The 24,407-nt window shown below is 66.5% G+C and carries 21 protein-coding genes; 10 read left to right on the top strand and 11 right to left on the bottom strand.

Translation table 11 applies throughout. The annotated features are described in order from the left end of the window. Positions 1-130 precede the first annotated feature (130 nt). Together ABIC76_RS05400 and ABIC76_RS05405 are read right to left on the bottom strand one after the other, a co-directional pair. Positions 131-700, bottom strand: coding sequence for a hypothetical protein (locus ABIC76_RS05400; protein WP_502947837.1), 570 nt, complete (start codon positions 698-700; stop codon positions 131-133). A gap of 2 nt (positions 701-702) precedes the next feature. Continuing rightward, a complete protein-coding gene (locus ABIC76_RS05405; protein WP_354533222.1) occupies positions 703-3,621 on the bottom strand; it encodes an ABC transporter transmembrane domain-containing protein in 2,919 nt (972 codons plus the stop codon). Between the two features lie 230 nt (positions 3,622-3,851). Here ABIC76_RS05405 and ABIC76_RS05410 point away from each other — a divergent pair, with 230 nt between their 5' ends. Next, positions 3,852-5,087 (top strand): cystathionine gamma-synthase family protein, encoded by a 1,236-nt coding sequence (locus ABIC76_RS05410; RefSeq protein WP_354533223.1) that lies wholly within the window; start codon positions 3,852-3,854, stop codon positions 5,085-5,087. 18 nt (positions 5,088-5,105) lie between these two features. On the opposite strand, the gene ABIC76_RS05415 is transcribed toward ABIC76_RS05410, so the two are convergent. The 7 genes from ABIC76_RS05415 to ABIC76_RS05445 all read right to left on the bottom strand — a co-directional run bounded on the left by ABIC76_RS05415 (position 5,106) and on the right by ABIC76_RS05445 (position 11,014). Beyond that, positions 5,106-5,432, bottom strand: coding sequence for a cytochrome C oxidase subunit IV family protein (locus ABIC76_RS05415; protein WP_102065557.1), 327 nt, complete (start codon positions 5,430-5,432; stop codon positions 5,106-5,108). An 8-nt stretch (positions 5,433-5,440) separates the two neighbouring features. Then, entirely contained in the window at positions 5,441-6,139 is a 699-nt protein-coding gene (locus ABIC76_RS05420) for a heme-copper oxidase subunit III family protein (protein ID WP_354533224.1), read from the bottom strand. After that, positions 6,136-6,747, bottom strand: a complete 612-nt coding sequence (locus tag ABIC76_RS05425) for a cytochrome c oxidase subunit 3 (RefSeq protein WP_354533225.1) — start codon at positions 6,745-6,747, stop codon at positions 6,136-6,138. The genes ABIC76_RS05420 and ABIC76_RS05425 overlap by 4 nt, the downstream gene beginning before the upstream one ends. Continuing rightward, complete coding sequence (gene ctaD / locus ABIC76_RS05430; RefSeq protein ID WP_354533226.1) at positions 6,744-8,540, bottom strand: cytochrome c oxidase subunit I; 1,797 nt, start codon at positions 8,538-8,540, stop codon at positions 6,744-6,746. Before ctaD ends, ABIC76_RS05425 begins: the two co-directional genes overlap by 4 nt. A 12-nt stretch (positions 8,541-8,552) precedes the next feature. Further along, entirely contained in the window at positions 8,553-9,710 is a 1,158-nt protein-coding gene (locus tag ABIC76_RS05435) for a cytochrome c oxidase subunit II (protein ID WP_354533227.1), read from the bottom strand. 234 nt (positions 9,711-9,944) lie between these two features. Then, the gene (locus ABIC76_RS05440) at positions 9,945-10,457 is read right to left on the bottom strand and encodes a hypothetical protein (protein ID WP_102065552.1); all 513 of its coding nucleotides are present in this window, start codon (positions 10,455-10,457) and stop codon (positions 9,945-9,947) included. Positions 10,458-10,555: 98 nt separating this feature from the next. Then, entirely contained in the window at positions 10,556-11,014 is a 459-nt protein-coding gene (locus tag ABIC76_RS05445) for a DUF3293 domain-containing protein (RefSeq protein ID WP_102065551.1), read from the bottom strand. A gap of 137 nt (positions 11,015-11,151) precedes the next feature. On the opposite strand from ABIC76_RS05445, the gene ABIC76_RS05450 reads away from it, so the two are divergent. Together ABIC76_RS05450 and ABIC76_RS05455 are read left to right on the top strand one after the other, a co-directional pair. Further along, complete coding sequence (locus tag ABIC76_RS05450) at positions 11,152-11,607, top strand: universal stress protein (RefSeq protein ID WP_102065550.1); 456 nt, start codon at positions 11,152-11,154, stop codon at positions 11,605-11,607. A gap of 105 nt (positions 11,608-11,712) precedes the next feature. Beyond that, positions 11,713-12,411: a YceH family protein gene (locus ABIC76_RS05455; protein ID WP_354533228.1), complete on the top strand. Its 699-nt coding sequence runs from the start codon at positions 11,713-11,715 to the stop codon at positions 12,409-12,411. A 48-nt stretch (positions 12,412-12,459) separates the two neighbouring features. Here the strand turns inward: ABIC76_RS05455 and edd are convergent, their stop codons facing one another. After that, complete coding sequence (edd, locus tag ABIC76_RS05460) at positions 12,460-14,289, bottom strand: phosphogluconate dehydratase (RefSeq protein ID WP_102065548.1); 1,830 nt, start codon at positions 14,287-14,289, stop codon at positions 12,460-12,462. A 321-nt stretch (positions 14,290-14,610) separates the two neighbouring features. Here edd and zwf point away from each other — a divergent pair, with 321 nt between their 5' ends. The 3 genes from zwf to ABIC76_RS05475 are packed head-to-tail and all read left to right on the top strand — an operon-like array spanning position 14,611 to position 17,829. Then, on the top strand, positions 14,611-16,080 hold the full coding sequence (zwf, locus tag ABIC76_RS05465) for a glucose-6-phosphate dehydrogenase (RefSeq protein WP_332395415.1): 1,470 nt from the start codon (positions 14,611-14,613) through the stop codon (positions 16,078-16,080). Beyond that, entirely contained in the window at positions 16,080-16,784 is a 705-nt protein-coding gene (pgl, locus tag ABIC76_RS05470; RefSeq protein ID WP_354533229.1) for a 6-phosphogluconolactonase, read from the top strand. The genes zwf and pgl overlap by 1 nt, the downstream gene beginning before the upstream one ends. Continuing rightward, positions 16,765-17,829 (top strand): glucokinase, encoded by a 1,065-nt coding sequence (locus ABIC76_RS05475; protein ID WP_354533230.1) that lies wholly within the window; start codon positions 16,765-16,767, stop codon positions 17,827-17,829. Before pgl ends, ABIC76_RS05475 begins: the two co-directional genes overlap by 20 nt. 25 nt (positions 17,830-17,854) lie before the next feature. Here ABIC76_RS05475 and ABIC76_RS05480 read toward each other — a convergent pair whose 3' ends face one another. Further along, complete coding sequence (locus tag ABIC76_RS05480; protein WP_354533231.1) at positions 17,855-18,688, bottom strand: MurR/RpiR family transcriptional regulator; 834 nt, start codon at positions 18,686-18,688, stop codon at positions 17,855-17,857. A 215-nt stretch (positions 18,689-18,903) separates the two neighbouring features. On the opposite strand from ABIC76_RS05480, the gene ABIC76_RS05485 reads away from it, so the two are divergent. The 4 genes from ABIC76_RS05485 to ABIC76_RS05500 all read left to right on the top strand — a co-directional run bounded on the left by ABIC76_RS05485 (position 18,904) and on the right by ABIC76_RS05500 (position 24,407). Further along, positions 18,904-20,628, top strand: a complete 1,725-nt coding sequence (locus tag ABIC76_RS05485) for a S53 family peptidase (protein ID WP_502947838.1) — start codon at positions 18,904-18,906, stop codon at positions 20,626-20,628. A gap of 95 nt (positions 20,629-20,723) precedes the next feature. Further along, positions 20,724-21,458, top strand: a complete 735-nt coding sequence (locus ABIC76_RS05490) for a response regulator transcription factor (RefSeq protein ID WP_354533232.1) — start codon at positions 20,724-20,726, stop codon at positions 21,456-21,458. Positions 21,459-21,461: 3 nt separating this feature from the next. Beyond that, positions 21,462-22,778 (top strand): sensor histidine kinase, encoded by a 1,317-nt coding sequence (locus ABIC76_RS05495; RefSeq protein ID WP_354533233.1) that lies wholly within the window; start codon positions 21,462-21,464, stop codon positions 22,776-22,778. 147 nt (positions 22,779-22,925) lie between these two features. Further along, positions 22,926-24,407, top strand: coding sequence for a DegQ family serine endoprotease (locus ABIC76_RS05500; RefSeq protein WP_102065542.1), 1,482 nt, complete (start codon positions 22,926-22,928; stop codon positions 24,405-24,407).

The following is a 24,407-nucleotide window of genomic DNA, read 5'->3' on the forward strand; positions in this document are numbered from 1 at the left end:
TGCACCCGCCGTGGCGCCGCGCGCTTGAACGTGCGGCTGTTGGGGGACCGCGCAATTCTTACGCGGCGTACAAGGAGAAACGGCGCGACGACGGCATCACGCTTGTCACGCCGCGCGTGAAGGGGCGGTGTCAGGCGAGCCGCAGGGTGCTGTCCGTGGCGGCGGCGGCTTGTTTGGCGATGGCGCGTAGGCACGCTGCCACCACGTGTGCAAAGGCCTCGTCATAGAACGGTAGCGCGCCGCTCACGCCCACAACGATGCCGTCTAACACTGCGCTGCCCCACAGGTTGGTGTCGCCGGCGCGCAGCACGTGCGGGCGCAAGGCCTGCAGCGCATGCGTGCTCATGCCGTGCTGCCAAGCCAGCCGCGCCTTGGCGCGCGCGTAAGCGGCGTAGTCCGCATCCCATTGCGCGCGGTCGCCCACCGAGTATTCGTAGAGCACGGCTTCATCAAAGGCGCACTCTGCCGGCGAGCGTGCGGGGTCCATCACCACGATGTGCAGGAAGCCGCTGTCGCCCACTTCCTGTGGACGCGTCATCGCCTGCGTGATGAGCGGCAGTGCCATCTCCACGGCACGGCGCGCGGCGTCTGCGCCGGCAAAGTGAGAGGTGATCTGTTGCGGTGGCTTCTGCGGTGCCTGCGGTTGCTGTGGTTGCAGCGTTTCCTGTGTGGAGGCGGAAGGATCGAAATCGGCCAGCATGTTTATGGAGACTCCTGGGCTGATTGGAGAGAAACGGAGGCGTGCGATTCACGCGCGGGCGCGCGTCGCGCGCGGATGACGCTGAGGATGGCGGTGACGAGTTCGCCGTGTTCGGTGGGCTTGGCCAGGTGCAGCTGGAAGCCGGCCAGCAGGGCGCGCGTGCGATCTTCCGGGCGGTCGTAGCCGGAGAGCGCGACGGCGGGCAGGCGCGCGTCGAGCGGCATGTCGCGCTCGCTCTCCAGCAGGCGCACGTTGCGCAGCAGCGCGTAGCCGTCTTCGTCGTCGCCGAGCGCGATGTCGGAGACCAGCACATCGGGCCACGAGTTGCTTGGCGCCGCGCGCAAGGCCGCGAGGGCGGGCTTAGCAGCGCCATACGCAGTGACGGTGGCGCCGTAGTCTTCCAATAGCAGCTGCAGGATTTCGCGGGCGTCTTCCTGGTCGTCGACGATGAGCACGTGCACGCCAGACAGCGCATCCGGCGGCGGCAGCGCAGTGCGCTCGGCCCGCGGCGCCTTCGGCGCGGCGGTGGGCGCGGCCTCGCCCGGCGCGACCTGAAGCGGCGCCACCGCGCGGATCGGGAAGTCCATCACATACGTGGTGCCGTCACCGTGGGGCAGCGGCACGACGGCAAAGCGCCCGCCGTGCTGTTCCACCACCGAGCGGATCCACAACGGGTCAAGTGTGGCTGCAGGCGCGGCGGCCGTGTCCTGCGCGGTTGCTGCCAGCGCGGTGTCGAACGCGCGCGGCTCCTGCCGCAACGGCGCGAGCGGTTCCACTGGGTCCAGCACGTCGAACGGCGCGGGCGCTGGCGGGGTCGCCGTGGGCCCGAAGGCCGACAGGGCGGCGTCGGGCTCCATCTCGGCGGGCGTGTGTGACGCGGTGGGAATGGCAGCAGCCGCCACCGCCGGTATGGCAATCGTGTCGGTCACGCGCAACTGCGCCATGCCTTCCACGCGCTCCAGCACGATCTCGATGCGGCTGCCCGGGTGGCTGGCCAGCACGGCGTGGCTCAGCACGTCGCCGACGATGCCTTGCAGGCGGCTCGGGTCGCCCGTGATGCTCGGCGTTTCCGAGCGGATGACGGAATACACGGTGATGCGGCGTGCGTCGATCGCCTCGCGCAGGCCGTCGAGCACGCTTACCACCAACGCCACAAGGTTGATCGGCTGCTGTGCGAGCCGGTGCTGCGCCTGCTCCAGGTCGGACTGCTGGCGCTGGAGCGTCCAGAGCTGGGCGTAGACGCCGTTGGCCGCCAGCAGGTCGGTATGGCGGCCGCGCTCGACAATGCGGCCTTTTTCCAGCACGACGATTTCGTGCGCGTCCACTACCGTGGAGAGACGGTGCGCAATCACCAGCGTCGTGCGGTGTGCCGAGAGGCGATCCAGCTCGCGCTGGATGGCGCGTTCGGAGCGGGTGTCGAGCGCCGACGTCGCTTCGTCGAAGATCAGGATCGACGGGTTCTTCAGCAGCGCCCGCGCAATGGCAATGCGCTGTTTTTCACCGCCCGACAGCTTGAGCCCGCGCTCGCCCACCATGGTCTGGTAACCCTCGGGCAGCGCGGCGATGAAGTCGTGCACATAGGCCGCGCGCGCCGCCTCGATCACCTCGGCCATCGTCGCGCCTTCGCGCCCGTAGGCAATGTTGTAGGCGATCGTGTCGTTGAAGAGGATGGTGTCTTGCGGGACGATGCCGATCGCGCGCCGCACGCTGTCTTGCGTGACCACGCGGAGGTCTTGCCCATCGATGGACACGCGCCCCGCCCACGGGTCGTAAAAGCGCAGCAGCAGCCGCGCCAGCGTCGACTTGCCCGAGCCGCTGCCGCCCACCACCGCCACCGTGTGCCCGGCCGGAATGTGCAGCGACAGGTCGTGCAGGATGGGCCGTGTGTTCTCGTAGCCGAAATCCACGTGGTCGAACTGCACCTCGCCCTGCGTCACGCGCAGCGGTGCGCCGTTGGGCAGGTCCACCACGTCGGCCCGCTGTTCAAGCAGTTGGAACAGGCGCTCTGCGTTGATGGCGGCGTCTTTCGCCTCGCGGAACATGAAGCCCAGCGCGTTGAGCGGCAGGCACACCTGGATGATGTACGCGTTGATCAGTACGAGATCGCCCACCGAGAGCACACCGCGCGTCACGTCCTGACCGGCCAGCAGCATGACGGTCGCTACACCGGCGGCAATCACGCCGCTTTGCGACACATGCAGCAATGACAACGCACGCTGGTTGGCGACCGCCGTCTCGATGCGCTGGCGGAGGATGTCGCGGTAGCGGTGGGCCTCGAAACGCTCGCTGGTATACACCTTCACGGCTTCGTGGTTGAGCATGCTGTCGAGCAGCCGGCTGCCCGCCATCGAGTCGAACTCGTTCATCTGCCGCTGCAGGCGCACGCGGCGCCGCGTGAGCAGCACGGTGGCGGTGCAATAAGCCGCAAACGTGGCCAGGATGGTGACGAGATACCACCCGCTGTAGCGGCTCATCATGATGATGAGCACGGAGCCGATCTCCACCATGGTCGGCAGGATCGTGAACAGCGCGACACCCAGCAAAAACTCGATGCCGGTGGTGCCGCGCTCCACATCGCGGATCAGCCCGCCGGTCTGCCGGCTTGCATGAAAGCGCGGCCCGAGCTGGTGCAGGTGCTCGAACGCCTGCGCCATGAAGCCCGCCACCGTGGGCTGCGACACGCGCGAGAACACCATGTCGCGCAGCTCGCCGAACAGCGTGCCGCCAAAGCGCAATACCGCATAAGCCAGCAGCAGGAAGGCCGGAAACACGCGCGCCCGCGTGGCGTCGCCAAAGCCGTCGACAATCCACTTGAGCACGATCGGCACGCCCACCGCGCACAGCTTGGCCAGCACCAGCAGCCCCACGGCCACCAGCACGCGCTTGCGGTAGCGCCAGATGGCGCGCCACAACGCGCCCACGATCCGCTGCTGCAGGCTCGATGCCTCAGCAGGATGGGGAGGAGGGGAGGATGCAGGAGATGGGCTCGTCACCAGGCGTGGAATCCGGTCGGTCTTGCAACGCGAGGTGCGACGCAAGCCATGTTCCACGCCCGCTCCGGCTCTACTGCCCAGGTGGCCCCGGAATCGCGCGATAATGCAGGACTTTCTTGCCGTTTCCCGCTGTTTCCTGCCTTTCTGCTGCCCCCGCCATGACCGGACTCACCACCGCCCTCCTGCACGCCGACCGCGAAGCCGGCGTCGAGCACTACGCCATCCACAAGCCGCTGCATACGTCCACCACGTACGGCTATGCCGATACGCGCGAGCTGATCGACGTGTTCCAGGGCAAGCCCGGCTACACCTACGCCCGCCAGGGCAACCCGACCACGGCCGCACTCGAGGCCAAGATCGCGATGATGGAGAACGGTGTGGCGGCTGCGTGCTTTGCGACCGGCATGGCGGCCATCATGGCGGTGTTTTCGACCATGCTGCGCGCCGGCGACCACGTGGTCTCCAGCGCCTTCCTGTTCGGCAACACCAACAGCGTGTTCGAAACGCTGCGCAACCTCGGCGTGGAAGTGACGTTCGTCGATGCCACATCGGCCCATGCGGTGGCCGATGCGGTACAGCCGAATACGCGCCTTGTCTTCGTGGAGACCATTGCCAACCCGCGCACCCAGGTGGCGGATCTGAAGGGCATTGGCGATATCTGCAAGGCACGCGGCCTGATTTACGTTGTCGACAGCACGATGACCTCGCCATGGCTGTTCCGCGCGCGCGAGGCGCAGGCGAGCCTCGTGGTGCATTCGCTGTCCAAGTACATCGGCGGGCACGGCAACGCGCTGGGCGGCGCGGTGGTGGATACGGGCCTGTTCGACTGGGCGGCGTATCCGAACATCTACCCGGCCTACCGCAAGGCCAAGCCGGAAATGCAGGGCATCCAGCAGATCCGCAAGAAGGGCCTGCGCGACCAGGGCGCGACCTTGATTGCCGATGCCGCGCACCGTATTGCCGTGGGCGCCGAAACGATGGCCCTGCGCGTGGACCGCACCTGCAGCAACGCGCTGGCGCTGGCCCGCACGCTGGCCGCGCACCCGAAGGTGGCACGTGTGTACTACCCCGGCCTGCCGGAGCACCCCCAGCACGCCCGCGCCACCGAGCTGTTCCGCCACTACGGCGGCCTGCTCAGCTTTGAGCTGGTGGACGGTGCTGATTACGTCGACATGCTCGACCACCTGCGCTACGCCGTGCGCGCCACGCACCTGGGCGATACGCGCACGCTGGTGATTCCGGTGGCGCCCACCATCTACTGGGAAATGGGCGCCGAGCGCCGCGCGTCGATGGGCATTGCCGATTCGCTCGTGCGCGTGTCGGTCGGCATTGAGGATGAGGACGACCTGGTGGCCGATTTCACGCAGGCGCTGGACGCTACGGCCGTTGCTTGACGGCGAGCGCAACGGCGCTCAATGAAAGAAGAGGAGGCGCATGCCGAAGGTGTGATGCGCTTCCGCCGCCATCAGCACCATCAGCACGAGCAACGCCAGCGGCGGCAGCAGGATCGCGTACACCAGGGCCAGGCGCTCCCACATCATGTGCATGAACACCGAGACGATCAGCCCGGCCTTGGCGATCATGAACACGATGATGAGCGTCCAGCGCATGAGCCCCTGCACGTGGAAATAATCGACGAGGTACGACATCGTGCTCAGCACGAACAACAGGCCCCAGATCTTCAGGTAGAGGCCGATGGGGTGTTGCTGCCCGTGGGCAGAGGGTTCCGTGTGGTCCATGGCAGGCCTCACCACAGGTAGAACAACGCAAAGATGAACACCCAGACGAGATCGACGAAGTGCCAGTAGAGGCCCGCGATCTCCACGATCTGGAAGTTGCCGTGTTCGGCAAAGCCCGGCTGCAGGATCTTGCGCGCGACCAGCAACAGGTAGATCACGCCACACGTCACGTGAAAGCCGTGGAAGCCGGTGATCATGAAAAAGCACGCGCCAAACTGCGCCGCGCCCAGCGGGTTGCCCCACGGGCGGATGCCTTCGTGCACGATCAGCTTGGTCCACTCGAACGCCTGCATCGACACGAACGCCGCGCCCAGGATGGCGGTTGCCAGCATGAGCAGCGCCGCCCGCTTTGCCTCGCGCCGGTAGCCGAAGTTCACCGCCATGGCCATGGTGCCGCTGCTGCTGATGAGTACGAACGTCATGATGGCGATCAGCAGGAGCGGCACTTCCACGCCGCCCACCGACAGCCCGAACACCTTGGACGGGTCGGGCCACGGCACGGTGGTCGACATGCGCACCGTCATGTAGCCGACCAGGAAGCTGCTGAAGACGAACGTGTCCGACAGCAGGAAGAACCACATCATGGCCTTGCCCCACGGCACCTTGAAGGTTTCGCGGTCGGCCGACCAGTCGTTGACGATGCCGGGCCAGCCTTTGGCGGCGTCTGCCGAGACTGACGGTTCGGTTGGAAGCGTGGAGTGGCTCATGGCGTGGCTCCATACAGCGGCCCGCAGATGGCGCTGACGAATGCGGGCGTGATCCACCACATCGCGGCCAGCAGCACGAGCCAGACGGCCAGCAGGAAGTGCCAGTACGTCGCGCAGAGGGAAACGGCCCGCCGGGTGCGATCGACGTTCCTGTGCAGGCGCGCGACCGTCACCGCCCAGACGACCAGGCCACCGATGACATGCGCCGCATGCAGGCCCGTGAACACATACAGAAAGCTGTTGGATGGGTTGACCGCCACGCCTTGCCCGGTGGCGGACAGTTGCTGCCACGCTGCCCATTGGCCGAACACGAACAGTGCGGCAAGCGCGCCACCCGCGAGCAGCCAGATCGTGCGGCGCGTGTCGGTTCTCCGTGCAAGTTCCATGGCGACGCTCGCCAGTGCCAGCACGCCGGTGTTCCACCACAGCAGCGCCGGGTGGGGAACCGGCATCCAGTCGGGCTCGCGCATGCGCATGGCATAGGCGAGGATCAGCAGCGAGAACAGCGTCGTCACCACGGCCATGAAGACGCGCAGGCCAATGTGCCCAGCGTGCGGCGGCAATGCAGGCGATGTGTCGGGCGCGAAGTGGCGGGGCAGGGTCGTCATGTGCGCACCCCGCTGGCATGGAGCGGGATTCCCGGCTGCGCCTCCGCCTCCACTCCCATGTCGGGGGTGCCGGTGGGCGGTTCGTTCTGCGGCACGAAGTCATCCGCTCGGCCGGGCGGGCTGTACTCGTATGCCCACCGGTAGACCACCGGCAGCGTCGGCCCCCAGTTGCCGTGCCCGGGCGGTGTTTGCGGCGTCTGCCATTCGAGCGTGGTGGCCCGCCACGGGTTGGCCTCGGCCTTCCTACCGCGCACGAGGCTCCACGCCAGGTTGAAGAGGAACAGCAGCTGCGCCAAGCCCACGACGATGGCGATGACGGTGATGAACGTGTTCAGCGTCTGTGCGGACGGCGGGATGAAGCTGTAACCCTCATACGCGTAATACCGGCGCGGCATGCCGAGCACACCCAGGTAGTGCATCGGAAAGTAGATCAGGTACGTGCCGACGAAGGTGATCCAGAAATGCGCGCGGCCCAGCGTGTCGTTCAGCATGCGGCCCGTCACTTTCGGGTACCAGTGATAGAGCCCACCGAACACCACCAGGATCGGCGACACGCCCATCACCATGTGAAAGTGCGCGACGACGAAATACGTGTTGGACAGCGGAATGTCCACGCTGACGTTGCCGAGGAACAGCCCCGTCAGGCCGCCGATGACGAACGTGCTGATGAAGCCGATGGCAAACAGCATCGGTACGGTCAGGTGGATGTCGCCGCGCCAGAGCGTGAGCACCCAGTTGTAGACCTTCAGCGCGGTCGGGATGGCGATGATGAGCGTGGTGGTGGCAAAGAAGAACCCGAAGTACGGGTTCATGCCCGACACGAACATGTGGTGCGCCCACACGACGAACGACAGCACACCGATGATGAGGATGGCCCACACCATCATCCGGTAGCCGAAGATGTTCTTGCGCGCGTGCGTGCTGATGAGGTCGGACACGATGCCAAAGGCGGGCAGCGCGACGATGTAGACCTCGGGGTGGCCGAAGAACCAGAACAGGTGCTGGAACAGCAGCGGGCTGCCGCCGGCATGCTGGAGTGTTTGTCCCATCGACACCACCGCCGGCATGAAGAAGCTGGTGCCCAGCGTCTTGTCGAGCAGCATCATGATGGCCGACACGAACAGTGCCGGAAACGCCAGCAGCGCCAGCACGGTGGCCGTAAAGATGCCCCACACCGTGAGCGGCATGCGCATGAGCGTCATGCCGCGCGTGCGCGCCTGCAGCGTGGTGGTCACGTAGTTGAGCCCGCCCATGGTGGCCGCCACGATAAAGATGGCGAGCGACACCAGCATCAGCACGATGCCCCATTCGGTGCCGGGTGTTCCGGGGAGGATCGCCTGCGGCGGATACAGCGTCCAGCCTGCGCCGGTGGGCCCGCCCGGTACGAAGAAGCTGGCCACCAGCACCAGCACGGCCAGCAGGTAGACCCAGTAGCTGAGCATGTTCAGGAACGGAAACACCATGTCGCGCGCGCCCAGCATCAGCGGGATCAGGTAGTTGCCGAAGCCGCCCAGGAACAGCGCCGTCAGCAGGTAGATCACCATGATCATCCCGTGCATCGTGACGAACTGGTAGTAGTGGTTGGCGTCGATGAAGGCGAACTTGCCCGGAAACCCAAGCTGCAGCCGCATCAGGTTCGACAGCACGAGCCCCACCAGCCCGATGGCGATGGCCGTGAGCGAATACTGCACCGCGATGACCTTGTGGTCCTGGCTCCAGACGTAGCGCGTCCAGAAGCTCTGCGGTGCGTGATCGTGGCCGGTGGACGCGGGGTCGGTGTGTGCGTAGGACATGGCGTCTCCTCGCTACGGTTTTGCCGTGGTCGATGCGGCATCGCCACCTTGCGCCTGGATGTACGCAACCAGCGCTGCGAGTTCCTGCTCGCTCAGGTCGAACGACGGCATGATCGGCGCGAAGCCTTTGACTACGCGCGCCTTCGGGTCGCGGATGAACGCACGCAGGTACGCCTCGTCGACGTGTGCGGTGCTGCCGTCGGCCATGGTTTCAGTCTTGCCGTAGAGCCCTTTCCACGTGGGGCCGACGCGCGGGCTGCCGTCGACGCTGTGGCAGGCAACGCAGCCCTTGGACTGGGCGAGCGTCTGGCCCTGCTCGGCCAATGCCTGGGCGCTTCCGCCAGCGGCGGCGGGGGCTGCCTGCACCTTGGCCTTCTGGCGCTGCTCGAAGGTGGTCTGCTGCGCGAGCCAGCGTGCGAACGACGCTTCGTCTTCCACGACCACCACCCCGCGCATGTTGGCGTGTCCGATGCCGCAGAGCTGCGCGCACAGGATGTCGTAACGCCCCGCCTTGGTGGGCGTGAACCAGAACGTGGTGATCATGCCCGGCACCATGTTCATGCGGGCGCGGAACGGCGGCACGTAAAAGTCGTGCAGCACATCGCGCGAGCGCGCCAGCACCTGGATCGGGCGATTGATCGGCAGGTGCAGCTCAGGCGTTTCGATCAGGTAGTTGTCGCGGCCGTTCGGGTCAGCCGGGTTCAAGCCGAACGGGTTGTCGTTGCTCATGTAGCGCACGTCGGTCGTGCCGAGCTTGCCGCCGGGGCCTGCAAAGCGGAAGCGCCATTGCCACTGCTGGCCGAGTACTTCCATCTGCAGGGCGTTGGGCGGCGGGCGGACGTAATCCGCATAGACGAAGAGGCCGGGTGCGAGCAGCGCGGCCACACCCACGGTGGTGATACCGATCAGCCACCATTCCAGGCGCTTGTTGTGCGGCTCGTAGGCGGCCCGCTGGCTGGGCTGGCCGTTGCGATGGCGATAGCGCAGGAGCGCTGCCACGACGAAGAGGTTGATGGCGACAAACAGCACGCCGGTGATGACGATGGTGATCGTCAGCGTGTCGTCCATGCGCACCCAGTTGGAGGCGATCGGGGTGATCCACCACGGGCTGGCAAAGTGAAACCCCACCGCCAGCACGACGATCAGCACGAGCGCAATCGCAAGGGCCATGGGCACCTCCCGGCGAGGGACTCCCTCAACACGCTACAGACAGGCTAGGTCGCGCACCCCGATCGTGCAAGGCAACGTAAGGACGAGGCGCACCCCGCGTATGGATCGCGCCGACGCGCCCTCTGCATGCTGCGCCGCAATGCAAAACGGCCGCCTCCGGCATGGGTTGCCCGAGGCGGCCGCCTCCTGATGGCGCCACTCAGCTTGCGGCGCCGCAGGAAAAAGGTGGGTGTGTCAGTGCATGGGTTTGGGCATGGGCCGCTCCAGCATGCCGTACGTGATCGCCGTCACGACGCCAAACAGCAGGTTGGCAAGCAACGGCCCCGAGCCGCGCTCCGACACGAACCACGGGAACACGGCAGTCATGCCGTAGAAGTTGACCACGTACGCCACGATCCCGAAGACCACGCCGATGGCCGCGAGCATGCCGGGACTGGAGTCGAAGTGGAACGGCGCGATGATGGCCGCGAGGATCATCCCCATCAGGGCGCCCAGCACGAAGTGCAGGACGAGCGCCGTCCCCACGATGCTGAAGCTGAACAGGGACATCTCTTCCAGCGCGCCGCGGCCCATGACCATGGCTGCGATCTTGTGGGTCGGGCGCCAGGGGCTTTCATTGAGCACCATGGTCGACCAGAAGAATTCCAGCACGATGACCAGCGCGCCGCCCACGATGCCGGCCACGCTGGCGGCCAGCCAGTCGGGCATGCGGCGCTCCCAATGATGCGATTGCATGTGCAGTTCCATACGAACCTCCTGCTGATGTATCTACGCCCGCACTTAGGAATCGGAAGCGCCACTTGCGGTGCTGCAAAGCGCTGTGCGCCCAGTGCCCCTGTGCAGAATCAGTCTGGCAGATACGGGTGCCAACGCAAGGTACAAAAACCCTGCGCATCGCACAGCACGACGGCGTTCTGCTCGAACGTGAGCATCAGGGTGTCGGCGATGGCCGGGTCATCGATGAACAGGAGCAGACTCGGCTCGGGCGACCACGTGTTCGCGGGCGCCTCTTCCGGCGCCCCGCCTTCACCCGAGAGCCAGGCCATGCCCCGTGCGGTGGCCCAGGCAAGCAGCTCGGCCTGGCGCGCAGCGTTTTCTTCGGCGGACACCGCGCGCGAGAAAGGCTGGTGCGCCGTCACGAACACGGCCCACGGCGCATCGGCTTGCGCGAGCATCGCCGCCACGCACGGGTTGATGGCGTCGACGCGCAGCAGGACATCACCTTGCGGCGCGCTTACGCGATACCGGGCGGTGCGGTAGGCGGCAATCAATTCGGGTGTCGGCGCGGGCGGATGGCGGTGCATTGTTGCGTCGCATGGTCGCGGCCATCTGATTTGGCGCAACGCAAACGGGTGGTCGATGTCACAGAATAGCGTGTGGGTGGCCCAAGCGCCGCCCCGGCACAGTCTTCCGACAACCACTCTCCTGCGAGGCTCGAACCATGTACAAGAAAATCCTGGTCGCCATTGATGGCAGCGAAACCAGCAAGCTGGCCCTGGCCGAGGCCGTGCGCCTTGCCAAGGCGTTCCAGAGCACCATCCGCGCGGTCTATATCGTCGACAGCCCGGCCATGCTGTTCGACGTCGGCTATTACGACCCGACCGAGCTGCGCAAGTCGTTCATCGAAGCCGGCACCGCGTTGCTGGCCGACACCGCCGCCACGCTCACCTCCGCAGGCTTGCAGCAGGAAACGGTGCTGGTGGAAACCCAAAGTGTTGGCGAGGATGTGGCGGGTGCCCTGCAGGGCGAAGCGGTGCGCAGCGGCGCCGATGTGGTGGTGATCGGCACGCACGGCCGCCGTGGGCTGGCGCATGCGATGTTGGGCAGCGTGGCCGAAAAGTTCATCCGTCAGGCAACCACGCCGGTGTTGCTGGTGCGCGGTCCCGCCAAGGGCTGAGCCTCGGTTATTGTTGCGCAGGCAGGGCCGCTTGCCTGCGCGCGGCGGATATGATGTCGGCGTTCGAATTTGCCCCAACCCAAGCGTATCCGTCGCCGCCCCATCATGAATATCCAATCCGACGCTCCGCAGCGTCGCGCCATCCGTACCCTGACCGCGCTTGAAGGCCGCGTGCTGGGCGTCCTGGTCGAGAAGCAGCACACGGTGCCCGACACCTATCCGCTCACGCTGAACGCGCTGGCCGCCGGCTGCAATCAGAAGACCGCACGCGCGCCGGTCATGTCGGTGACCGAAGCCGAGATCCTCACCGCCATCGACGGGTTGAAATCGCTCAGCCTTGTCATGGAAGGCAGCAGCAGCCGCGTGCCGCGCTTCGAGCACAACATGAACCGCGTGCTGGGTGTGCCGAGCCAGTCCATCGCGTTGCTCACGGTGCTGCTGCTGCGCGGTCCGCAGACGGCGGCCGAGCTGCGACTGAACGCAGCGCGGTTCCATGCCTTTGCCGACATCTCGTCCGTTGAGGCGTTTCTGGACGAACTGGCAGAGCACGATCCGCCCTATGTCGTGAAGCTGCCGCGCATGCCGGGCGAGCGGGAAAGCCGCTGGATGCACTTGCTGTGCGGTGAAGTTACGCAGGCCGAGATTCGGCAGCCAGGCGCCGCTGACGAGTCGATCGCGCCGTCCGAGTTCGAGGCGCTGAAAGCGGAGCAGAAGCAGTTGGCCGACAAGGTGGCCAGGCTGCAGGCACTTGTCGAGCAGATGGCCGGTGAGCTGGGCATCTCGATCGACAAGTCGATGCTGTAAACGCAATCGGCCCCGGCGTTGCACCGGGGCCGATTGATCGTCTTCGGTTTACGCGCCGGCCGATACGAACAACGTGCAGGCGCCTTCTTCCGCGGCCGACACATTGCGGCGGAAGCCCGAGAACAAATCCCGCCCAACGCCTGCGTGGTAGTGCGACAGGTCCGGCGCGGTGACCTCGCGGGCGTTCCACTCCGCCTCCGGCACGCGCACTTGCAGCGTGCCCGCTTCCGCATCCAGCACGACGATGTCGCCATCGCGCACACGCGCGAGCGGCCCGCCGTTGAGCGCTTCCGGCGTGATGTGGATGGCGGCCGGCACCTTGCCCGACGCGCCCGACATGCGGCCGTCCGTCACCAGCGCGACCTTGAACCCGCGCTCCTGCAGCACCGAGAGCGTCGGCGTGAGCTTGTGCAGCTCGGGCATGCCGTTGGCAGCCGGGCCCTGATACGGCAGCACGGCCACGAAATCGCGCTCCAGTTCCCCGGCCTTGAACGCGTTGATCAGATCGTCCTGCGCGAGGAAGACGCGTGCCGGCGCTTCCACAAAACGATGTTCCGGCTTGACCGCCGACACCTTGATGACCGAGCGCCCGATGTTGCCGTCGAGCACGCGCAGGCCGCCGTCCGGCGAGAACGGCTCGGCCACGCCGCGCACGATGTTGGTGTCGAGCGAGGCAGCCGCGCCATCGCGCCAAACCAGCTTGTCGCCTTCCAGGAAGGGCTCTTGCGCATGACGGCGCAGGCCCTTGCCCATGATCGTCGTCACATCGTCGTGCAGCAGGCCGGCGTCGAGGAGTTCGCGAATCACGATGGACAGACCGCCTGCCGCCTGGAATTCGTTCACGTCGGCCTTGCCGTTCGGGTAGACACGCGCCAGCAGCGGAATCACGCCCGACAGATCGTTGAAGTCGTCCCACGTGAGCAGGATGCCGGCCGCACGCGCCATCGCCACCAGGTGCAGCGTGTGGTTGGTCGAGCCGCCCGTGGCCAGCAGGCCGACGATGCCGTTGACGAAGGCGCGCTCATCCAGCACGTCGGCAATGGGGGTGTACTGGTCGCCGCTGAAGACGAGCTTGAGCGCCTGGCGCGCCGATTCACGCGTGAGCGCTTCGCGCAGCGGCGTGTTCGGGTTGATGAAGGCGGTGCCCGGCAGGTGCAGGCCCATCACCTCCATCAGCATCTGGTTGGAGTTGGCCGTGCCGTAGAACGTGCACGTGCCCGGGCCGTGGTACGACTTGGATTCGGCTTCCAGCAGGTCGGCGCGTGAGAGCTTGCCCTCGGCGTACAGCTGGCGCGTGCGAGCCTTTTCATCGTTGCTGATGCCGGTGGTCATGGGGCCGGCCGGCACGAATACGGCGGGCAGGTGGCCGAACGACAGCGCACCGATCACCAGCCCCGGCACGATCTTGTCGCACACGCCCAGGTACAGCGCCGCGTCGAACATCTGGTGCGACAGCGCCACGGCCGTCGACAAGGCAATCGTGTCGCGCGAGAACAGCGACAGCTCCATCCCGTCCTGCCCCTGCGTTACGCCATCGCACATGGCTGGCACGCCGCCGGCAAACTGCGCGGTGCCGCCGGCCTCCAGCGCGGCCTGCTTGAGCCACGCCGGAAACGCCTCCAGCGGCTGATGCGCCGACAGCATGTCGTTGTAGGCGGAGACAATGCCGAGGTTCGGCCGCTCCAGCGCTTTCAGGCGGATCTTCGCTTCGCCCGGCATGGCCGCAAAGCCGTGCGCGAGGTTCGTACACGAGAGCAGCGTACGCTCGACCTTGCGGCCGGCATTCTTGCGGGTCACGTCCAGATAGGCCTGGCGCGGGCCGCGGCTGCGGTCGATGATGCGTTGGGTGACGGCGGCCAGAGTGCGGTGCAGGGCCATGCGGGTTCTCCTGGAGGGGGTAGGTCCGGGCGGGACGGAATGCTGTAATTTTCCTACAAATGCGTCGGATGTGGTGCAGGGTTTTCCACAGGTACCGAATGCGATGCCGCGCCATTGACGCGGGCGAGCACGCGAATTGCGTGCCAGAAGGCACGCCAGAGGCCATGCTTCGGCGTAAAAGATTTGCCGGAAACGCTTGCCCGGGCAGTTTCACGAACGCCTTGCTTGCGATGTAGTAATACTACAAAATGAGTTGAAAACACGTGGCTTTGCTAGTCAGCTAGGCTAGCCTAATCGATGGCTCACACACAGGAGATGACGATGTCGGTGCCCGCATTCGACATGGTGTTGTTCGGCGGTACGGGCGATCTTGCCCGCCGCAAGCTGATTCCGGCCTTGTTCGATGCGCATCAGGGCGGCGAACTGCACTCGCGCGGGCGGATCTTCGCCATCGGCACGCAGCCGCTGGAGACTGCCGGCTACCTCGCCCTGCTGGAGCGCGAAACGCGCCCGACCATGCGCCTGTACTCCGGCGCGCCCGTCTCCGACGACGCCTGGGCCTCGTTTGCCGAGCGCATCGTCTACCAGCAGGTCGACGCCCGCAAACCCGAACAGTTCGACGGGCTGGCCGCCGCGCTGGGCGAAGACCGTGCGCCAGTGACGGTGTGCTACCTGGCCACGGCGCCGGGCTTCTTCATCGACATCTGCAAGCAGCTCGCCCGCGTCGGGCTGAATACGCCGAATGTGCGGCTGGTACTGGAAAAGCCGCTGGGCACGGATCTCGCGTCAAACGAGCGCATCAACTCCGCCGTGGCTGAGTTCTTTGCCGAAGACCAAATCTACCGGATCGACCATTACCTCGGGAAAGAATCCGTCCAGAACCTGATGGCGATCCGCTTCGGCAACGCGCTGTTCGAGCCGCTGTGGCGCCGCGAGTGGATCAAGGATGTGCAGATCACGATTGCCGAGCAGCTTGGCGTGGAAAAGCGCGGCGATTTCTACGACGGTGTTGGCGCGCTGCGCGACATGGTGCAGAACCACCTGCTGCAACTGCTGTGTATCGTCGCCATGGAACCGCCGTCGAGCCTGTCGCAAGACGCCATCCGCGACGAAAAGCTGAAGATCTTGAAAGCGCTCAAGCCGATCCCGCTGCAAGAGGTGCCAGAGAAGACCGTGCGCGGCCAGTACCAGGAGGGCGCCATCGCGGGGCAGCCGGTGCAGGGCTATCTGCACGAGCAGGGCATTCCGCCGGACAGCCGCACGGAAACCTTCGTCGCCATCAAGGCCGAGATTGCCAACTGGCGCTGGGCCGGCGTGCCGTTCTACCTGCGCACCGGCAAGCGTATGCCGCAACGGCTGGCGGAGATCGTGGTGCGCTTTCACGACGTGCCGCATGCGCTGTTCCCCAAACCGCTGATCCAGTTTCCGGAAAACCGTCTCGTCATTCGCCTGCAGCCGGAAGAGAGCATCCGACTGCAGTTCCTGACCAAGACGCCGGGCGCGGCACTGGGCCTGCAGCCGTCCACGCTGGACCTGGACTTTACCGACCACGGCGGCGTGCGCCACGCGGGCGCGTATGAGCGTCTGCTGATGGATGCCGTCAACGGCAAGCTCGGCCTGTTCGTGCGCCGCGATGAGCAGGCCGAAGCCTGGCGCTGGGTCGAGCCGATCATCGAGGCGTGGAACGAAGCGCGCATTCCGCCCAAGGGCTACACCGCGGGCAGCTGGGGCCCGGCGGCGTCGAGCGCGCTGCTCTCGCGCGACAACGCCGCGTGGCACGAGGAGATGTAATGGCGATGCGCTGGCACGCAGTTCCGGAGGCCGCCGCGCAGGTGCAAGCGCTGGCAGCGTCCATTGCGAACACGCTCACGCATGTGATCGAGGAGCAGGGCAGTGCGTGCCTGGCCGTCTCGGGCGGGCGTTCGCCCATTGCGCTGTTTGCCGCGCTGCGCGTGTTGCCGCTGCGCTGGGCCGACGTGTCGATCACGCTGGTCGACGAGCGTGCCGTGCCGCCCGAGCATGCCGACAGCAACGCGCGGCTCGTCCGCGAGCACCTCTTGCAGGATGCAGCGGCGGCGGCGCGCTTCTTTCCGCTGGTGTTGTCGCCGCATGTGCATGGCGAATCGGTTGACGTGGATGCATGCGTGGCGACCGCCAACGATCCGTTTCAGCAACCCGACGTAGTGATTCTTGGCATGGGCGACGACGGGCATACCGCATCGTTGTTTCCCGACGCGCCCGAATTGGACGAGGGCATCGATCGCACGCATGCGCCGGCGTATCTGCCGGTACGCCCGGGCGCCGCGCCGCATCGGCGCATCAGCCTGAATCTGTCTGCGCTGTGTGCGGCGCGGCGGCTGTTTCTCTCGATCTCGGGGCCGGTCAAGCGCGGTGTGTTCGACGAAGCCGCGCGAGGCGTGGCACAGCGTGCGCTGCCGGTGAGCTATGTCATTCATCAGCGGGAGGTGCCGCTCGATGTCTATTGGACTGCATGACGTGAACGCGGGCAGCGCGGCCGAGCTGGCCGACACCTTGGCCTACCCGCGGCTGGTGGCCGACGTGGGCGGCACCAACGTACGCTTCGCGCTGGAGATGGCGCCCATGCGCCTGGCCCACATCGGTGTGCTGGCCGGCGATGATTACCCGTCGCTCGAAGCGGCCATGCGCGCGTACCTGGCATCGCTGCCGCCGGAAATTGCAACTGCTGGCGTGCGCCATGCCGCCATCGGCATCGCCAATCCGGTGCTGGGCGACCAGATCCGCATGACCAACCGCGACTGGGCGTTTTCGATCGAGGCGATGCGCCAGTCGCTGGGCTTCGACACCTTCGTCGTGCTCAACGACTTCGCGGCGCTGGCGCACGCGTTGCCCTATCTGCCCGCTGAAGAACTGGAGCAGGTGGGCGGCGGTGCCAGCATGGCCGATGCACCGCGCGCGCTGCTGGGCGCCGGCACGGGGTTGGGCGTGGCATCGCTGCTGCCGACGCCGGAAGGCCGCTACATTGCCGTGGCCGGCGAGGGCGGTCATGTCGCTTTCCCGCCGATGAACGACGAGGAAGCCGTCATCTGGCGCTTCGCGCGTGAGCGCTTCGGCCATGTGTCGGCCGAGCGGCTGATCTCCGGGATGGGCCTGGAACTGATCTACGAGGCGCTAGGTGCGTGCTTCGATCTCTGGCAGCAAGGCCCGACGTTGCGCCGCGCCGCCGACATCACCGCCATCGCCCTCGGCGAGATGGAAGACGACGCCGGCGACCACGCACGCTGTCGATACGCGGTCGATACGTTCTGCGCGTTTCTCGGCACCATCGCGGCCAACCTGGCGGTCACGCTGGGTGCGCGCGGGGGCGTGTACATCGGCGGCGGCATCGTCCCGCGTCTGGGGCCGGCGTTTGCCAACTCGCCGTTCCGGCGGCGTTTTGAAGACAAGGGCCGCTTTTCGGCCTATGTGGCCTCGATGCCGGTGTACGTGATTCATTCACCGTACCCGGGGCTGATCGGCCTCTGCGCTGCCATGGACCACGCGGTGGCGCAGGGACACTGACGCCGCGTTGGCGTTGGGGTTGGGGTTACTCGGGTTGATCGGCATGCTGGAGTGCGCTGCCCTTGCGCAGCGCCACTTCCAGCACCAGCGCGTCCAGCAGCGCCAAGTGCAACAGACGCGCGACCATCGAGCGGTCGGCCACGGCATCGTCCACGCCGGCGGGTAGCACCACATCGGCAAGGGCCGCGAGCGGGCTGCCGGGCGCTGTGACGGCAATCACGCGCACGCCGAGTTCACGCACACGCTCCACCGCTGTCTGCAGTTCGGGCAACGCGCCCGATTTTGAAATGGCGATCACCACGTCGCCCGCCTGCAGCACGTTCAACGACATCGACACCAGATACGGATCGCTATACGCATTCGCGGGAATGCCGTAGCGGAAGAACTTCGTCTGCGCATCGAGCGCCACCACGCCGGAGCTGCCGAAGCCGTACAGGTCGATGCGGTGCGCGCTGTCAACCAGTGCCACCGCCGCATCGAGCGTGCGGGGGTCGAATCGATCTTGCAGCGTAGTGAGCGCATCAATGGCGTTCTGCAGCACGCGCGTGCCCGAGGGCGACACGATGCGTGCCGGTGCGGCATCGCGGGCGACGTTGCCTTGCGCGAGCCGCAGCTTGAAATCCGACAGGCCATGGCAGCCCATCGAGCGGCAGAAGCGGATGACGGTCGGCTGGCTGACGCCGGCCTCACGCGCGATGGCAGCCACCGGCAGGCTCAGCACCGTGCCGGGCTGGCGCAGCACCCAGTCGGCCACCTGGCGTTCGGCCGGAGAGAGCGACGGGCGCGCCGCGCGAATGCGCTCGCGCAGGTCGATCGGTGCATCGGGTGTGGTGGAGGAAGTGGCTTGCTGGGCGCTCATCTGCGCGCGGGTTCGAATGGCGGATCGCATCACGATAAAGGCAAGCGCACCCGTGCGCAACCGCCCGGCGAGGGGTTGCTAGATGCAGTGCGCTCCGACTGCAACTGACAGTTTTTGCACTGTTGCCAGGCGAGCGCGTTGGCTACGGTGAACGACGCCCACGTCGTCACAAGCGGCGTGGTCCTGCAACGTCGTACTCCTCAAAAGGACATCCGATGCTCCGTACTGCTCTCCCCATGCAGCGTTTTTCCACCCTGTGCCGCCATCTGGCGTATGCCTGGCCGCTGGTGTTCGCGGCCGGGCCGCTGCATGCCGCCACCGATTGGGTCGACACCCACACCAAGGCGTTCGTGACTGGCCCGCAACTCATGGCGCGCGGTGCAACCAACGAGGTCGCACCCGGCCAGACCACCGATGTGCTGGTCAGCCTCAAACTGCGCAACGAGGCCACGCTGAAGGCGCTGGCACACGATGTGAACGACCCGCGCAGCCCACGCTACCGCAAGTACCTGACCAGCGAACAGTTCCTCGCCGACCACGCGCCCACGCAGGCGCAGGTGGACGCCGTGGTGGGCTATCTGCGGCAGAACGGTTTTATCGATATCGATGTCGCGCCCAACCGGCTGCTGGTGTCGGCGCGCGGTACGGCCGGCACGGTCAAGGCGGCGTTCAACACGCCGCTGGTGCATTACCAGCTGGCCGGCCGCAGCGGGTTTGCGAACAGCGGCAAGGCGCAGGTGCCGCGTGCGCTGGGCGGTATCGTCGGCTCGGTGCTGGGCCTGCAGAACGTGGCGCGCGCGCGACCGCTGCTGCGTGTGGGCGATGTGGCCGAAGCGCGCACGCTGGCGGCGGGCACCGCGACGGGGCATTACCCGAGGGAGTTCCCGGCGCTGTATGGCGCGACCGGCGTGCCGACGGCGGCGGGCACCACCGTGGGCGTCATCACCATCGGCGGTGTATCGCAAACATTGCGTGACCTGCGCACGTTCACGAGCAACAACGGCTACGCCGCGGTGTCCACCACCACGATCAAGACGAATGGCACCAGCGGCAACTACACCGATGACCAGGAAGGCCAGGGCGAGTGGAACCTCGACAGCCAGTCCATCGTGGGTGCGGCCGGCGGCGCGGTCGGCAAGCTGGCTTTCTACATGGCCGATCTGAACGCGCCGGGCAACACGGGCCTGACCAAGGCGTTCAACAAGGCGGTGACCGACAACACGGCCAAGATCATCAACGTGTCGCTCGGCTGGTGTGAGAACGACGCCAGCGCCGACGGCACGCTCGATGCCGAAGAGGCCATCTTTACCACGGCCGCCGCGCAGGGGCAGACGTTCTCCGTGTCTTCCGGCGACGAGGGTGTCTACGAGTGCAACAACCGCGGCTATCCGGATGGCGGCAACTACAGCGTGTCGTGGCCGGCATCGTCGCCGCACGTGCTGGCCATTGGCGGCACCACGCTCTACACGAGCGGATCGAGCTTCGCCAGCGAGACCGTGTGGAACGAGGGCCTCGACGGCAACGGCAAGCTGTGGGCCACGGGCGGCGGCATCAGCCAGATCCTGCCGGCACCGAGCTGGCAGGGCGGCAATGCGCGGCTATTGCCCGATGTGTCGTTCGACGCGGCGCAAAGCACCGGTGCCTACATCTACAACTACGGGCAGCTGCAGCAGATTGGCGGCACGAGTCTGGCATCGCCCATCTTCGTCGGCTTCTGGGCGCGGCTGCTGGCAGCCAACGGCAACCTGGGCTTTCCGGCGGCGCGCCTGTACAGCGCCATTCCGGCCAACGCGTCGCTGCTGCGCTATGACGTGGTCTCGGGCAACAACGGCTACCAGGGCTACGGTTACAGCGCCGCCAAGGGCTGGGACTACCCGACGGGTTGGGGCAGCCTGAACATCGGCGCGTTGAACCAGTTGATCAAATCGGGCGGATTCTGATGCGGAGGTGAGTTGGCGGGCGGTTTCGCACAAAGCGCGAGCCGCCCGCGCGGCGGTTCTACAATGAGCCTTCCCCGGCTTATTTTTGATTCGTCATGCGCGTACTGCTCGTGGAAGACGACGACATGATCGGCGACAGCGTGCGCAAGGGTTTGCGCCACGACGGTTTCGCCATCGATTGGGTGCGCGACGGCGAGGCTGCCGTGCATGCCGTGACCGCCCCCGGTGCCGCGGGTGCGGAACCGGGCACCACCATGTTCGACCTCATGCTGCTCGACCTCGGCCTGCCAAAGCGCGACGGGCTCGACGTGGTGCGCGAGGTGCGCCAGCGCGGCATCGCCATCCCCATCCTGATCCTGACCGCGCGCGATGCGGTGGCCGACCGCGTGGCCGGTCTCAATGCCGGCGCGGACGACTACCTCGTCAAACCCTTCGACCTGCAGGAACTGGCTGCCCGCATGCACGCGTTGCTGCGCAGACAGGGCGGCCGTGCCGATCCGCTCATGCGCCACGGCGAGGTGCTGCTCAACCCCGTGACCCGCGAAGTGCTGCGCGCGGGTGTGCCGGTCAAGCTGTCGGGCCGCGAGTTTGCGGTGCTGCATGCGCTGCTCGCGCGGCCGGGCAGGGTGTGGTCGATCGCACAGCTGCAGGACAACCTCTACGGCTGGGATGAAGAGGTCGGCAGCAACACGGTCGAGGTCTACATCCATGCGCTGCGCAAGAAGCTCGGCAGCCATTTCATCCAGAACATCCGCGGCGTGGGGTATGTGATTCCACGTGAGGCGCCGACGTCGCCTGCGGAACCTGCCGGCGGTGACGCGCACCAATAACCCATGCAATCGATCCGTAAAACCCTGCTGTGGTGGCTGGCCGGCGGCCTGCTGGCGGGCATCGTCATCGCCACCGGCCTGATCTACGCGCAGGCGCGCCAGGAAGCCAACGCGCTGTTCGACTACCAGATGCAGCAGGTGGCGGCCGCGCTGCCGAGCCAGTGGATCGACCCGCCGCCCCCGGCGCTCGCGGGCATTGCGCGTGACGACGACGTCGTGATCCGCATCTGGGACGGCACAGGCCGCAGCCTATATCTCTCGCACGCGCGTCCCAATCTGCCGGACCAGGCCGAGTTGGGCTTTTCCGACGCGAATACGCCCGAGGGCCCTTGGCGCATCTACAGCGTCGCCTTCGGGCCTGCCGTGGTGCAGATCGCCCAGCCTTACAGTGCGCGGCACGAGGTGGCGGCGCGCATGGCGTTGCGCACGGTGGCGCCGTTGCTGATCCTGTTGCCGCTGCTGGGCTGGATCGTCTGGCTGGCGGTCGGGCGCGGGTTGGCGCCGCTGGGCTCGGTGGCCAAGCAGGTGCAGGCGCGCGATGCGGCCGCGCTGTCGCCGTTGCCCACGCACGATTTGCCTGACGAGATTCGCCCGCTGACAAACGCATTGAACGATCTGCTGGCGCGACTCGGCACCGCACTGGCACACCAGCGCGCGTTCGTCGCCGACGCTGCCCATGCGCTGCGCACGCCACTGGCTGCGCTCAAGCTGCAGTTGCAGGTGGCCGACCGCGCCGAGAACGAAGACGAACGCCGCGCCGCGCATGCCGATCTGCATCGCGGTGTGGAACGCATGATCCGTCTTGTTGGCCAGTTGCTGACACTCGCGCGGCAGGAGCCGGGCGCTGCCGATCCGCAGCGTGCAACGGTTGCGCTCGACGCCGTGGCGGCCGACGTGCTTGCCGAGCTATCGCCAGCGGCAGTGCAAAAGCGCATTGACCTTGGGATCGCGGTGGAGTCCCAACCGGCATCCGTCATCGGCAATGCCGATGCGCTGCGTGTGCTGCTGGTCAATCTGGTCGACAACGCATTGAAGTACTGCCCAGCCGGTGCGCGCGTCGATGTGTCGACCGCGCATACGCCAGACGGTGGCGCGCAGCTCGTGGTCGAAGACAACGGCCCGGGCATCCCCGCCGACGAACGCGAACGCGTGTTGGATCGTTTCTATCGGCCTGCGCAAGCGCCCACCGGCGGCAGCGGCCTGGGGCTCGCCATCGTTCGTGAAATCGCCCAGGCGCACGACGCGACCCTCGCACTGGAAGCGCGTGAAGGCGGCGGCTTGCGCGTGGTGTTGCGCTTTCCCTTCAAGGCCAACGCGTAGAAACACTTTGTTTCATGTGATGTCGGTGTGCGGCGCCGACCTTTAAGTCTCGATTAAGTCTGCCCGCCTACGATGCCCTCAACCGATGGGCACGGCAGGCGACTCCGCAGGCCGTGACCCTCGCGCTCAGCAAGAGAGGACACGACAATGACGCGTCAAACCCTGGCACGCAGTGCGGCTGGCCTGGCCGCTGTGGTCGCCGTTGCAGGCGGCTATGCCTATCTTCAGAAAGACATGATTTCGCGCGCGGTGGCGGCGCCCGTGGCCACCGCGACGGCAACGACCGCCCCTGCTTCCGGTGCGGCTCCGGTGGCCGTGGCCGCGCCGATGGATTTCTCCGGCATCGTCGACCGTTACGGCCCTGCCGTCGTCAACATCAGCACCACGGCGCGCGCGCAGCGCACCAGCATGCAAGGCCTGCCGCCCGGCATGAGCCCCGACGATCCGTTCTCCGAATTCTTCAAGCGGTTCATGCCGCAGATGCCGCAACAGCGTGGCGACCAGATCGTGCGCGGTCTGGGCTCCGGCTTCATCGTCTCGGCCGATGGGCTGATCCTGACCAACGCCCACGTGGTCGATGGCGCGCAAGAGGTCAACGTCAAGCTGACTGACCGCCGCGAGTTCAAGGCCAAGGTGCTCGGCGTCGACAAGCAATCCGACGTGGCAGTGCTGCGCATCTCGGCCAAGAACCTGCCGGTGGTGCAGATCGGCAGCCCCGCCAACACCAAGGTGGGCGAGCCCGTGCTGGCGATCGGTTCGCCGTACGGTTTCGAGAACACCGTCACGGCGGGCATCGTGAGCGCCAAGTCGCGCTCGCTGCCGGATGACACCTATGTGCCGTTCATCCAGACCGACGTGGCCGTGAACCCCGGCAACTCGGGCGGCCCGCTGTTCAACCAGCGCGGCGAGGTGATCGGCATCAACTCGCAGATCTACAGCCAGACCGGCGGCTACCAGGGCCTGTCGTTTGCCGTGCCGATCGACGTGGCGATGAAGGTGGAGCAGCAGCTTGTGTCCACCGGCAAGGTCACGCGCGGCCGCCTGGGCATTGCGGTGCAGGAAGTCGATCAGTCGCTGGCCGATTCCTTCAACCTGCCCAAGCCCGAAGGCGCCCTGGTCAACTCGGTGGAAGACGGCGGCCCGGCAGCCAAGGCCGGCCTGCAACCCGGCGATGTGATCCTGCAGATTGGCGATGCGCGGATTGATCGATCGGGCGATCTGCCCGAGCAGGTGGCCGACATCAAGCCGGGCTCTACCGTGCCGCTGCAGATCATCCGCCAGGGCAAACCGACCACCCTGACGGTGACCATCGGCGCCGCCAAGGACGCGAAGGTGGCATCCAGCGAAAAGGCGGCACCCGACCAAGGCCGCCTGGGCCTGGCGGTGCGCCCGCTGCAACCGGAAGAAAAGCGTCAGAACGGTTTGCCCGGCGGCCTGGTAGTGATGGACGTGACCGGCCCGTCGGCCAAGGTCGGCATCCAGCCGGGCGACGTGATCCTGTCGCTCAACGGCACGCCGGTGTCGTCGGTGCAGGAGCTTCGTACCCTCGTCGACCGGGCCGGCAAGCATGTCGCATTGCTCGTACAGCGTGACGACACGAAGATCTTTGTGCCGGTGGACCTGGGCTGA

This window comes from Ralstonia sp. 1138 (assembly GCF_040544795.1).
GTDB lineage: Bacteria > Pseudomonadota > Gammaproteobacteria > Burkholderiales > Burkholderiaceae > Ralstonia > Ralstonia flatus.

Coding starts and splice junctions, on each gene's coding strand:
- ABIC76_RS05490 (WP_354533232.1), top strand. CDS start 20,724: ATGCGCGTACTGCTCGTGGAAGACGACGACATGATCGGCGACAGCGTG.
- ABIC76_RS05440 (WP_102065552.1), bottom strand. CDS start 10,457: ATGGAACTGCACATGCAATCGCATCATTGGGAGCGCCGCATGCCCGAC.
- ABIC76_RS05455 (WP_354533228.1), top strand. CDS start 11,713: ATGAATATCCAATCCGACGCTCCGCAGCGTCGCGCCATCCGTACCCTG.
- ABIC76_RS05480 (WP_354533231.1), bottom strand. CDS start 18,688: ATGAGCGCCCAGCAAGCCACTTCCTCCACCACACCCGATGCACCGATC.
- ABIC76_RS05450 (WP_102065550.1), top strand. CDS start 11,152: ATGTACAAGAAAATCCTGGTCGCCATTGATGGCAGCGAAACCAGCAAG.
- edd (WP_102065548.1), bottom strand. CDS start 14,289: ATGGCCCTGCACCGCACTCTGGCCGCCGTCACCCAACGCATCATCGAC.
- ABIC76_RS05415 (WP_102065557.1), bottom strand. CDS start 5,432: ATGGACCACACGGAACCCTCTGCCCACGGGCAGCAACACCCCATCGGC.
- ABIC76_RS05445 (WP_102065551.1), bottom strand. CDS start 11,014: ATGCACCGCCATCCGCCCGCGCCGACACCCGAATTGATTGCCGCCTAC.
- ABIC76_RS05410 (WP_354533223.1), top strand. CDS start 3,852: ATGACCGGACTCACCACCGCCCTCCTGCACGCCGACCGCGAAGCCGGC.
- ABIC76_RS05400 (WP_502947837.1), bottom strand. CDS start 700: ATGCTGGCCGATTTCGATCCTTCCGCCTCCACACAGGAAACGCTGCAA.
- ABIC76_RS05475 (WP_354533230.1), top strand. CDS start 16,765: ATGTCTATTGGACTGCATGACGTGAACGCGGGCAGCGCGGCCGAGCTG.
- zwf (WP_332395415.1), top strand. CDS start 14,611: ATGTCGGTGCCCGCATTCGACATGGTGTTGTTCGGCGGTACGGGCGAT.
- ABIC76_RS05420 (WP_354533224.1), bottom strand. CDS start 6,139: ATGAGCCACTCCACGCTTCCAACCGAACCGTCAGTCTCGGCAGACGCC.
- ctaD (WP_354533226.1), bottom strand. CDS start 8,540: ATGTCCTACGCACACACCGACCCCGCGTCCACCGGCCACGATCACGCA.
- ABIC76_RS05435 (WP_354533227.1), bottom strand. CDS start 9,710: ATGGCCCTTGCGATTGCGCTCGTGCTGATCGTCGTGCTGGCGGTGGGG.
- ABIC76_RS05425 (WP_354533225.1), bottom strand. CDS start 6,747: ATGACGACCCTGCCCCGCCACTTCGCGCCCGACACATCGCCTGCATTG.
- ABIC76_RS05495 (WP_354533233.1), top strand. CDS start 21,462: ATGCAATCGATCCGTAAAACCCTGCTGTGGTGGCTGGCCGGCGGCCTG.
- pgl (WP_354533229.1), top strand. CDS start 16,080: ATGGCGATGCGCTGGCACGCAGTTCCGGAGGCCGCCGCGCAGGTGCAA.
- ABIC76_RS05485 (WP_502947838.1), top strand. CDS start 18,904: ATGCTCCGTACTGCTCTCCCCATGCAGCGTTTTTCCACCCTGTGCCGC.
- ABIC76_RS05500 (WP_102065542.1), top strand. CDS start 22,926: ATGACGCGTCAAACCCTGGCACGCAGTGCGGCTGGCCTGGCCGCTGTG.